At 66.6% G+C, this 11,175-nt stretch carries 5 protein-coding genes and 2 pseudogenes; 3 read left to right on the top strand and 4 right to left on the bottom strand.

The features are described from left to right. Nucleotides 1-181: 181 nt before the first annotated feature. Nucleotides 182-856, bottom strand: a complete 675-nt coding sequence (locus tag THSYN_RS20165) for a histidine phosphatase family protein (protein ID WP_100920707.1) — start codon at nt 854-856, stop codon at nt 182-184. 1,751 nt (nt 857-2,607) lie between these two features. Between THSYN_RS20165 and THSYN_RS37390 the strand changes: the two are divergent. Both THSYN_RS37390 and THSYN_RS20150 read left to right on the top strand, forming a co-directional pair. Next, nucleotides 2,608-5,702 (top strand): annotated as a pseudogene (locus THSYN_RS37390) (multidrug efflux RND transporter permease subunit). A gap of 70 nt (nt 5,703-5,772) precedes the next feature. Beyond that, nucleotides 5,773-6,120, top strand: a pseudogene (locus tag THSYN_RS20150) (Rpn family recombination-promoting nuclease/putative transposase); the annotation flags it as partial. Between the two features lie 308 nt (nt 6,121-6,428). Here THSYN_RS20150 and THSYN_RS20140 read toward each other — a convergent pair. Next, nucleotides 6,429-6,776, bottom strand: coding sequence for a DUF5615 family PIN-like protein (locus THSYN_RS20140; RefSeq protein ID WP_236848965.1), 348 nt, complete (start codon nt 6,774-6,776; stop codon nt 6,429-6,431). A 14-nt stretch (nt 6,777-6,790) separates the two neighbouring features. Beyond that, the gene (locus THSYN_RS20135) at nt 6,791-7,027 is read right to left on the bottom strand and encodes a DUF433 domain-containing protein (protein WP_216644589.1); all 237 of its coding nucleotides are present in this window, start codon (nt 7,025-7,027) and stop codon (nt 6,791-6,793) included. Between the two features lie 350 nt (nt 7,028-7,377). On the opposite strand from THSYN_RS20135, the gene THSYN_RS20130 reads away from it, so the two are divergent. Further along, the gene (locus THSYN_RS20130; protein ID WP_216644588.1) at nt 7,378-8,949 is read left to right on the top strand and encodes an efflux transporter outer membrane subunit; all 1,572 of its coding nucleotides are present in this window, start codon (nt 7,378-7,380) and stop codon (nt 8,947-8,949) included. A 267-nt stretch (nt 8,950-9,216) separates the two neighbouring features. Here the strand turns inward: THSYN_RS20130 and oadA are convergent, their stop codons facing one another. Next, nucleotides 9,217-11,040 carry a sodium-extruding oxaloacetate decarboxylase subunit alpha gene (gene oadA / locus THSYN_RS20125; protein ID WP_100920703.1) on the bottom strand — a complete coding sequence of 608 codons (1,824 nt, stop codon included), beginning with the start codon at nt 11,038-11,040 and terminating at the stop codon, nt 9,217-9,219. Nucleotides 11,041-11,175 lie beyond the last annotated feature (135 nt).

Below are 11,175 nucleotides of genomic sequence, written 5' to 3'. Positions count from 1 at the left end.
GTCGTTGTCGTAATCGTAATCGAGGTTATCGTAGCGCCCCGGATTCTCTCGCATCCTAAAGTGCATCGCTTTTACGATTACGACAACGACAACGACAACGACATCGACCACGATTGTGTTTAACGTGTTCTTGACTCGTTACTCGGCTTGCGCCGGCAATGCACCGGGGCCGCCATTCCCGTCAGCAGGCCGGGCGGCTCCACCAGCGCGACAGCCGCTTTTGCAGCACCCGGGTCGGTACTCCCTCGTAATGCGAAACGTCGTTGAACAGCCGCAGCCGCGCGCGCACGTCGGTGGCGAAATCGAGGATGGTCAGGCCCGCCGGGCTCTGGTCGAGTCGGTCGCGATAGCCGCGGGCATCGAAGCCGAGCAGACTGCTGACCAGCAGCCGATTGGTTCCCTTATGGGAGACCACCAGCACCGCTCCGTGTCGATGGTGCTGCACGATGCGGCGAAGCACCGGCAAGGCCCGGGCCAGCACGTCGATACCGGACTCGCCTCCCGCCGGCGCGACGGTGAGCGGGTCCTCCTGCCAGGCGTCGTATTCGGCGCCGTAGGCCGCCTCGATCTCGTCGCGGGAGCGGCCCTCCCAGTGCCCGTAGTCGATCTCGCGCAGCCCGGGCTCGGCAAGCGGCTCCAGCCCATGCGGTGCAGCGATGATCCGTGCCGTCTCGATGGTGCGGTGCATGGGGCTTGTGTAGACCGCGTCCAGGCTGTCGCAGCGCAGGCGCTGCGCCAGCGCCGCGACCTGGGTGCGCCCCTCGTCGGACAGCGCGACCTCGGTGGAGCCCGCAAACCGGTCCTCGGCGGTCAGGTCGGTCGCACCGTGGCGCACCAGATAGATTCGGGTTGGCATATGAAATCTCCGTTGGGGGCGGGTAGCGGTCGACGGGGGCTGAAGCCTGGTCGCTCGCAGGGAAGGGGAGGGCGCGTATCGCCCGACCCGGGCACATTCACCGTCGGCGTGAGACCTGACGGCCTCGATCATCGCTCCGGCCACCGCGGTGTGTCGGGGTCGGCCTTCAGGCCGACCGACTGGGAGCGCCGCACCCCAGTGCGGCCCGCCCTGTCCGCAGCACGCAAGGCCGCGGTCGCCAGCGAGATCGCGCCGCACTGGGGTGCGGCGCTCCCAGTGGCCGGGATTATGATCGAGGCCGACCTGACCACCGGTCTGACGTTGGCGCACCGCTTGAGCGAGGGGTCAGACGTCACCGCACGGGGGGCTGAAGGCCTGCCGCGAGTGCTGCCTGCATGTCTTGCGGGAGGCTGGCAACGCCTTTGAGTACGCCGGGCCCACCGTTGCGCCACTCAACAGTGAATGTCCGTGGCGTGGTCCTGCCCGGTAGGAACTCCGAAACGTCGAGAACAACCTCGGTTCCGCCTTCAAGCAGCGCCGGCGACGCGCCGATCTTGACGGTCGGGCCCAGCTCGCGGACCCTGATCAAGACGACCTTCCCGTTTCGTTTCGTCGCTTGCGCGGCGGCAGCAGCCTGGGCGGACTCGTCTGATCTCGGTGGCAGGCGCTCGAGTGAAGCAGATTGAAAGCATCCCGAATTCTTGAAGAACTGGTCGAGTCCGGCGGCAGCCGCGGCCTCTCTGGCAACCGCATCTTTTTGATCCGCTCGCCACCGCGGCCGCCACCAGACCAGTGCGGTCGTGGATGGCGCGCAGACCGGTTCCTGGGGTGAGGGGCTGAGTTGCGAGGTGATCGTTGAAGCACAGCCGCCAACGGCGAGAAGGAGAGCAGCCAGTGGGAGAAGCAGGGAGCGCGGCATGGTTTCGTTTGTGACGCCTGAGCGGTAGGGCGAATAACGGGGGCCTTGATCATTAGTCTCCCCAAGACCAAGTGCCGGATTCGGCCATAAGTGTCGGGTAGGTTGGCAGGATCTCTGAATTTTCATACCATTGGAAGTGCAATCTAACCCAGGGTAGTGAAAGATGTCCGAAGGTCCTGCCGCGGGCGACTGTAGCCCAGATTCCAGGCGTTCGCCACCCACCCGTGCCTGGCCGGCGAGCGGCGGTGCACGGTGAAGCGCCGCGCCCGCCTGGAGCGGGCAGAACAGCTCGGTGTCGCGGCGCTCCAGTTGGTGCGGTGGCGACCGCGGCCGGTCAAGTTGCCTGCTCTGACGCTGGTGGCTTCATGGCCGCGGGATTGCGGGTGATTCGGTCGAGGCGCGTCGTCTCCGTGGTGGGGCTCGCGAGTGGTTTTCAGCCGTTCTTGCAGGATAGCCAGGGCCTATGGGCGCTTCCCGATGAACTGCTCAGGTTCGGACGGGCTTCCGGGATTCTCGGTTTTTCCATTTTGTTGCGGGCTTCAGGCGTTACCGTGTCGCGGGGGTTGTTCGGGCCATCCAGTGCCCTGCGATGCCATCGGTCCGCACAGCGGACCCTACAGGAGCGTTGCGGGGGTTGCTTCGGCCATCCAGTGTCCTGCGAGGCTCTTGGTCCGCGCAGCGGACCCTACGAGTGGCGCAGCGGCCTTTGGTTGCGCCTTGTGGACCGGGCGCATCCGGGGCCGCTCGCGGCGGACGCATTGATCTGCGCTTCGGCTTAGAATCGCCGCTACACGCACGGGTCTGACGCACGGCCTCGCTCATCAGGGTTGCAATGCACTTTACCGAGGTCTTCATCCGCCGCCCGGTCGCGACCACGCTCCTGACCCTGGGCCTCTTTCTGGCCGGGGCCTTCGCCTTCCCGTTGCTGCCGGTCGCGCCGCTGCCGCAGGTGGACTTTCCGACTATCTCGGTGCGTGCGTCGCTGCCCGGTGCCAGCCCCGAGACCATGGCCGCCACCGTGGCGACTCCACTGGAGCGGCGGCTGGGGCGCATCGCCGGGGTGACCGAGATGACCTCCTCGAGTTCGCAGGGCAGCACCGGGATCACGCTGCAATTCGATTTGGACCGGGACATCGACGGCGCGGCCCGCGACGTGCAGGCGGCGATCAACGCGGCGCGGGCGGACCTGCCGAGCAATCTGCCCGGCAATCCGACCTACCACAAGTCCAACCCGGCCGATGGGTCGATCATGATCCTGTCCCTGACCTCGGATACCCTCGACCGCGGTCAGATGTACGACGCGGCATCCACGATCCTGGCCCAGAAGCTTTCTCAGATCAAGGGTATCGGTGAGGTGCGCGTGGGGGGCAGTTCACTGCCCGCGGTACGGGTGGAACTGAACCCCAAGGCGCTGAACGCCTATGGCATCGGACTGGAGGATGTGCGCGCGGCACTGGCGAGCGCCAACGCCAACCGGCCCAAGGGGGTCGTCGAGTCCGGCGAGCGCCGCTGGCAGATCGAAGCGAATGACCAGGCCACGACGGCCGCGCAGTTCGAGCCCCTGGTCATCGCCTATCGCAACGGGGCCGCCGTGCAGTTGCGTGATGTCGCCAGGGTCCTGGATTCGGTGCAGGACCTGCGCAATACCGGACTGGCGGACGGGCGCCCGGCGGTACTGCTGATCCTGACCCGGCAGCCGGGGTCGAACATCATCGCGACGGTCGAGCGCGTGCGGGCGGCACTGCCGGGCCTGCGCGCCGCCATCCCGCCGGCGATCGACCTCGAAGTCGTCATGGACCGCACGCCCACCATCCGCGCCTCTCTGCATGACGTGGAGTTGGCCCTGGGGGTCTCGGTCGTCCTGGTGATCCTGGTGGTCTTTCTGTTTCTGCGCGATGTGCGCACCACCCTGATCCCGGCGGTGGCCGTGCCGGTGTCGCTGGTCGGTACCTTCAGCGTCATGTATCTGGCGGGCTACAGCCTCGACAACCTATCGCTGACGGCGCTCACCATCGCCACCGGTTTCGTGGTCGATGACGCCATCGTGGTCCTGGAGAACTGCTCGCGCCATATCGAGCGCGGCAAGTCGGCCTTTGCGGCGGCGATCCAGGGCGCGCGCGAGGTCGGCTTCACGGTGCTCGCCATGAGCCTGTCACTGATCGCGGTGTTCCTGCCGGTCCTGCTGATGGGGGGATCGTCGGCCGGTTGTTCCGCGAATTCGCGGTGGTCCTGTCGGTGGCGGTCCTGATCTCACTCGTCGTGTCCCTGACGACCACGCCCGCCATGTGCGCGCGCCTGTTGCGGCCGCAATCGGAGCGGCGCCAAGGCCGGTTCATGAATGGCGTCGAGCGCGCCTTTGACTGGCTGCATAGACATTATGGCCGCAGTCTGCGCGTGGCCCTGCGGCACCCGCGCCTGACCATGCTGGTGCTGGGCGCCACCGTGGCCCTGAACGTCTATCTGTACGTGATAGTCCCCAAGGGCTTCTTCCCCCAGCAGGACACTGGTCGGCTCAACGGTTTCATTCAGGCCGACCAGGGGATCTCATTCCAGGCCATGAGCGGTAAGCTTGCGGACTTCATGGCGATCGTGCGAGCCGATCCGGCAGTGGCCAAGGTGGTGGGCTTTACCGGGAGCGGGCAGGGCAACTCGGGTAACCTGTTCGTTACCTTGAAGCCGCTCGCGGAGCGCAAGGTCGGGGCCGATCAGGTCATCGCGCGGCTGCGCGGCAAGCTCGGGAATGAACCCGGCGCGCGCCTCTATCTGCAATCGGTCCAGGATATCCGCATGGGCGGGCGGCGCGGTGCGGCCCAGTATCAGTACAGTCTCCAGGGCGACGATGCGGCTGAGCTCAAGACCTGGATCCCGCGGCTGGAGCGGGCACTGAGCGAACGCCCCGAACTGTCCGATGTGAATAGCGACCAGCAGGACAAGGGCGAGCAGACGACCCTGACCATCGATCGGGATACCGCGAGCCGCCTGGGGCTGACCCCCAGGCTGATCGACGCGACCCTCTACGACGCCTTCGGTCAGCGCCAGGTCTCGACCATCTATGCCCCGCTCAACCAGTATCGCGTGGTCATGGAGGTCGCCCCCGAGTATGCGCAGCGCCCGAGCGCACTGGCCGCAATCGAGATCCGCAGCCCGTCCGGGGAGCAGGTGCCGCTGGCCGCCGTCAGCCGTCATGAGCAGACACCGACCGCGCTGGCGGTCAATCACCAGGGGGCCTTCGTCGCCGGCACCATCTCGTTTAATCTGCCGCCGGGGAAGGCCCTGAGCGATGCGGTCAAGGCAATCGAGGAGACCAGTCGCGAGCTCGGTCTGCCGGCGTCGGTGCGCGGCACCTTCCAAAGCACGGCGCGCGCCTTCCAGGAGTCACTGAACACCCAGCCCTGGTTGATCCTGGCCGCGCTGGTGAGTGTCTATCTGGTGCTCGGCATCCTCTACGAGAGCTATGTGCATCCGCTCACCATCCTCTCGACCCTGCCCTCGGCCGGCGTCGGCGCCCTGCTGGCCCTGCTCGCCTTCGGCCTGGACTTCACGATCATGGCCCTGATCGGGGTCATCCTGTTGATCGGCATCGTGAAGAAGAATGCCATCATGATGGTCGACGTCGCCCTCGAGGCCGAGCGTAGCCAGGGACTGCCGCCGGATGAGGCGATCTTTGCGGCCTGCCTGCTGCGCTTTCGCCCGATCATGATGACGACCCTGGCGGCCATGCTGGGCGCGCTGCCCCTGGCGCTGGGCGGCAGCGAGGGGGCCGAGCTGCGCGTCCCCCTAGGTGTCGCCATCGTCGGCGGCCTGATGCTCAGCCAATTGCTGACCCTCTATACCACGCCCGTGGTCTACCTGTATCTGGATCGCTTTCGGCTCTGGTGCCGGGGCTGGGGGGCGAGCAGGCGCCTTGGGCCGGCGGGCGGGCCTTAATGGTTTCGGCCAGCGATGCGCATTCGGAGTCCAAGGCTTCAGCCTTGGAGACCTTGGCATTGATTTGCATCTGAAATTCTTCAACGAGGCCGAGCGCCTGGACGAGAACGCCCTGCCCGGGTGGATGCAGACCCCAGAGATGAGGCGAGCCATGAACACACTGAAGGCCTTTTCCGAGAAAGAGCACGCCTATTATGCGTACCAGGCGCGGCAGGACTTTCTGCGTGAACAGCAGAGCATCCAACTCGAATTCGAGGATCTGCGCGCTGAGGTTGAGCAGGCGCGTGCGGCCGAAGACGAGGCCCGTGCGGCGCAGGAGCGGGAGCGGGTGGCCAAGGAAGAGGCGCTGGCCGAGAATGAGCGGCTGAAGCGATTGCTCGCGGACAAATCCGAGTCGTCTGGGACCGGGACGCCGTAGACCCGTAAAAGGCACTGTAGCCTTTGCCCACCCCATTTTCGACGCAAAATCAGCTTAACTTCTTAAGCATGCTCGTTGCCAGATGTTCGTTGATCTGTTGCTGAACCTGGCGCGCACGCAGCCGTTCCGTTTGACAATGATCTCGCACTGCGAGATTGTCGCGAGAGCGACGTGCGTGGCGTCAGCTGTGGATTTTGGTGTGACAATGCCTGCACTTGCGGGTGGCCGGTCCGGAACGGCGAGCGGGCAGCGTCCCAAAGGCGTCTCGCGGTGCGGTTCCCGAGTCCGCGGTCTCCATCCATTGACCGTCAGCGTAGCGGCAGTCTGCGTACGCGCGCGGTGCGCAGGTCCAGGGTGAGGATGGCGCCCTCGGTCAGCGCATCGGCGTGGGCGCGAAGCACGCTGATGAGCGTCTCCGCCAAGGCGTCCGGGGCGAGGTCCTGGCCGCGGATCTGGATCACGCTCGGACCCTCCGCGCGGGTCGCGGCGAGGATGGCGCTGAAATCGAGATCGTTGGTGACGACGCAGTAGCCGTGCTCCTTCGCCCAACTCATGATGCGAAGATCCGACGCGGTGGCGTCCCCGACCGAGGACCAATGTGCCGTCTGCCATCCCGCCGTCGTCAACACCGGCACCCAAGCCGGGGACAGATTCATATCCAGGAGCAGTTTCATGCGCAGCCGATGGCGGTCTCGACCTCGGCGGCGCGCCAGGCGGCATAGCTCAAGGCCTGGGCGATGTCTTCCGCCTCCAGGTAGGGATAGAGCGCAAGCACCTGGGCCCGGTCATGGCCGCTCGCGATCATGCCGACGATCATGCCGACCGTCACGCGCATCCCGCGAATGCAGGGCTTGCCCCCCATGACCGCGGGATCGAGGGTGATTCGGTCGAGGCACTTCATCTCCATGGTGGAACCCGCGAGTAGTTTTCAACTGTTCTTGAAGGATAGCATGGGCCCACGCGCGCCTTCCGCCAACTTGTCCGGGTTCGCGCCGGGTTACCGGGATTCTCGGTTTTTCCACTTTTTTGGGGCCTTCAGGCGTTACCGTGTCGCGGGGGTTGCTCCGGCCATCCAGCGGTTTGCGATGCTCTTGGTCCGCACAGCGGACCCTACGGGTGGCTCAGCGGCCCTCGGTTGTGCCTTGTGGAGCGGGCGCCTCCCCGGCCGCTCGCGGCGCACGCATCGATCCGCGCTTCGGCTTAGAATCTGCGCTACACGCACGGGTCTGACGCAGGGCCTCGCTCATCAGGGTTGCAATGCACTTTACCGAGGTCTTCATCCGCCTGGAGTCCAAGGCTTCAGCCTTGGCCTGCCGATCCAAGGCTGAAGCCTTGGACTCCAGCGGGCCGGCGCCGCGGCTGGCCGGAACCATGACCAAAGCCTTGGGCATGTATCCGCTGATGCGGACCCTGGCGCTCGGCGCGGCGGCCCTGACGGCGGCCTGCAACCTGGGGCCGGAGTACGTGCGCCCGAGCGCGCAGGTCCCGGCCGCCTATAAGGCGGACGCCAACTGGAAGCCCGCCACGCCCCAGGACCAAGCGCCGCGGGGGCCCTGGTGGGAGGTCTTCGGCGACCCGCCGCTCACTGCGCTCGTGGTCCAGGTCGAGGTCTCCAACCAGGACCTGGCCGCCGCCGCGGCCAAGCTGCGCGAGGCCCAGACGCTGGTGCAGCAGGCCCGCGCCGGGCTCTTCCCCAGCCTCTCCGGCAGTGCCTCGGTGATCCGCTCCCAGTCCACCATCGGCAGCGGGAGCGTGCCGGTCTCGGTGGGCCGCCGCGCCCCGGAGACCACCGAGAACATCGGGCTCAGCCTGCCCTGGGAGATCGACCTCTGGGGCAAGGTGGCGCGTCAGGTCGAATCCAGCCGGGCGAGCGCGCAGGCGAGCGCGGCCGACCTGGAGTCGGTGCGCCTGAGCGCCCAGGCGACCCTGGCCCAGGACTATTTCCTGCTGCGCGTCCTGGATGCCCAACAGCGGCTGCTCAACGAAACCGTTGCGGCCTACGAGCGGGCCCTGACGATTACCCAAAACCGCTACGCGGCCGGGGTCGTCGCCCAGGTCGACGTGGCACTGGCGCAGGCCCAACTGAAGACGACCCAGGCCCAGGCCATCGACCTGGGGGTCCGGCGCGCCCAGCTCGAGCACGCCATCGCCGTGCTGATCGGCCGGCCGCCGGCGGATTTGGCGCTCGCCCCGGCGGACCCGCCGACCAGCCTGCCGGTCATCCCCGCCGGCCTGCCTTCGACCCTGCTGGAGCGCCGGCCCGACATCGCGAGTGCCGAGCGCCGGGTCGCCGCCGCGAACGCCCAGATCGGGGTCGCCCGCGCCGCCTACTTCCCGACCCTGAGCCTCTCTGCCACCCTGGGTTACCAGAGCACCGACTTCTCCAAGCTGCTCTCCGCCGGCACCCGCTATTGGTCCGTGGGTCCGACCCTGGCCGGGCCGCTGTTCGACGCCGGTCTGCGCCGCGCCCAGAGCGCCCAGGCCGTCGCCGCCTATGACGCCAGCGTGGCCGCCTACCGCCAGAGCGTGCTGGTTGCCTTGCGGGAGGTCGAGGACAACCTCTCGGCGCTGCACATCCTCGCCCAGGAGGCGCTCGCCCAGGAGGCCGCGGTCGAGGCCAGCCGCCGCGCCGCGCAATTGAGCCTGAACCAATACAAGGCGGGCACCGTGAGCTATCTGAACGTGGTCACGGCCCAGGCCGCCCAACTCGCCAACGCGCGCACCGCCCTGGACATCCTGGGCCGGCGCCTCACGGCCAGCGTGGGCCTGATCAAGGCCCTGGGCGGCGGTTGGGAGGGCACGTCGGCGAGTCCCACGGCCCGTCGCTGAACCGCTCCCTTGAGCCTAAATCCGGGAATTGCTCACACAAAGACACAAAGAAAAAAAAGAAAAACAAATAATTGAAGGCGTTTAGCCGATCGCCGTGCGGGTGATTTCCTCGACCTAAATGTTGAAAATCTTTGTGTTCTTTGTGTCTTTGTGTGAGAACTGCTCTTTCTAGGTTGAGGCTCGCGGCAAAGCGTCGCGGCCGGGGGGCCGCTCCTACGACGATGGGTAGAGCGCAGCGAAACCCATCGTTGCCGCCGTCACGCCGGTTCAGGCCGGCGTAATCTCCAGCAGTACCTCATCCGGGTTCACCGCGTCCCCCTTGATGACGTAGACCGCGCTCACGGTCCCGGCGATGGGGGCCTGGATCTCGGTCTCCATCTTCATCGCCTCGGCGACCAGGACCGGTTGGCCGGCGGTCACGGTTGCCCCCTCCTTGACCAGCACATCGACGATGTTGCCGGGCATGGCGGTGGTGACCTGGCCCGGTTTGTCGGGCTTGGGCCGGCGGCCGGCGATTGCCTTCTTGATCGCCCCCTGGGCCCCGCCGGTCAGGACCACGTGGTCCAGGGTCTCGACCACCACCTCCTCGGGCACGCCGTCGATGGAAAGATAGAAATGCCGGTCGGTCTGGCCCTTTTGCCCGGCGCCCGTGACCTTGACGTGGTAGGTTTCGCCATGGACGGCGATGTTGAACTCGGTGGGTGCGTGCTCGCCGGCGGCGGGGCCTGGTGGGGGCTCCAGGGGCTCCGGTTGCAGGGTCCCGGCCGCGCGCTGGGTGAGGAAGGCGCGCCCGACCTCCGGGAACATGGCGTAGGTCAGAACGTCGTCATCGGTCAGGGCCAGCGGGCCGATGGCCTGCGTGAGCCGCTCCAACTCGGGCGGCAGCAGGTCCGCGGGCCGGCACTCCACCAGTTCCTCGTTGCCGATCGCCTGCTGTTGCAGGGTGGGGTTGACCGGCCCCGGGGCGCGGCCGTAGCGGCCCTGGAGATAGAGCTTCACCTCATTGGTGATGGTCTGGTAGCGCTGGTCGGTCAGGACATTGATGACCGCCTGGGTGCCGACGATCTGGGACGTGGGGGTCACCAATGGCGGGTAGCCCAGGTCCTTGCGGACGCGGGGGATCTCCTCCAGCACCGCGGACATGCGCTCCAGGGCCTGCTGCTCCTTCAATTGGTGGGCCAGGTTGGAGATCATGCCGCCCGGCACCTGATTGACCTGAACCCGGGTGTCGACCCCGGTGAACTCGCTCTCGAACTGGTGATAGCGCTTGCGCACCTGATAGAAATAGATGCCGACCTGCTGGATCAGCTCCAGATTCAGCCCGGTGTCATACCGGGTGCCGCGCAGCGCCGCGACCATGCTCTCGGTGGGCGGATGGGAGGTCCCGCCGGCCAGCGACGAGATGGCGGTATCAATCGTATCGCAGCCGTTCTCGATCGCCTTCAGGTGACACATCTCCGCCAGGCCCGAGGTGGCGTGTGAGTGCAGGTGCAGCGGCAGGTCGAGGGTGTCCTTCAGGGCTCGGACCAGCTCGGCGGTGACATAGGGCGTCAGGAGTCCCGCCATGTCCTTCAAGGCGATGGAGTCGCAGCCCATCTGCGCCAGTTCCTGACCCATGCGCACGAAGCCCGCGAGGTCGTGGACCGGGCTTTGCGTATAGCAGATGGTGCCTTGGGCGTGCTTGCCCGCGGCCTTGGTCGCCTCGACCGCCGTCCTGATGTTGCGCAGGTCATTGAGCGCATCGAAGATCCGGAAGACGTCCATGCCGTAGGCGGCGGCCCGTCGCACGAAGGCGCGCACCACATCGTCCGAGTAGTGGCGGTAGCCGACCAGATTCTGCCCCCGCAGGAGCATCTGCAGCCGGGTCTTGGGCAGGGCCTCGCGGAACTTGCCCAGCCGCTCCCAGGGGTCCTCCTTGAGGAAGCGCACGCAGGCATCGAAGGTGGCCCCGCCCCAGCACTCCAGGGACCAATAGCCGATGGCGTCGAGCTGGGGACAGATGGGCAGCATGTCCTCCAGGCGCAGGCGCGTCGCCAACAGCGACTGGTGGGCGTCGCGCAGGACCACCTCGGTAACATTGATCTTCGGCATGTCTGGAATCCGGAAAATATGGCCGCAAATGAACGCAAATAAACGCAAAAGGAAAAGCCATTCGTCCGAGCGATAGACCGTCAGGCGATCGGCGTTCGTGTCTCCGTGATGCGATTCACTCGCGATTGGTGTGAG

The sequence above is a fragment of the Candidatus Thiodictyon syntrophicum genome, assembly GCF_002813775.1.
Lineage (GTDB): Bacteria > Pseudomonadota > Gammaproteobacteria > Chromatiales > Chromatiaceae > Thiodictyon > Thiodictyon syntrophicum.
This window is presented reverse-complemented; position numbering and strand designations above follow the sequence as displayed.

Bases quoted from the DNA above. Each gene is read 5' to 3' on its own strand.
- THSYN_RS20130 (WP_216644588.1), top strand. From the start codon at position 7,378: ATGCACTTTACCGAGGTCTTCATCCGCCTGGAGTCCAAGGCTTCAGCC.
- THSYN_RS20140 (WP_236848965.1), bottom strand. From the start codon at position 6,776: ATGAATCTGTCCCCGGCTTGGGTGCCGGTGTTGACGACGGCGGGATGG.
- oadA (WP_100920703.1), bottom strand. From the start codon at position 11,040: ATGCCGAAGATCAATGTTACCGAGGTGGTCCTGCGCGACGCCCACCAG.
- THSYN_RS20165 (WP_100920707.1), bottom strand. From the start codon at position 856: ATGCCAACCCGAATCTATCTGGTGCGCCACGGTGCGACCGACCTGACC.
- THSYN_RS20135 (WP_216644589.1), bottom strand. From the start codon at position 7,027: ATGGAGATGAAGTGCCTCGACCGAATCACCCTCGATCCCGCGGTCATG.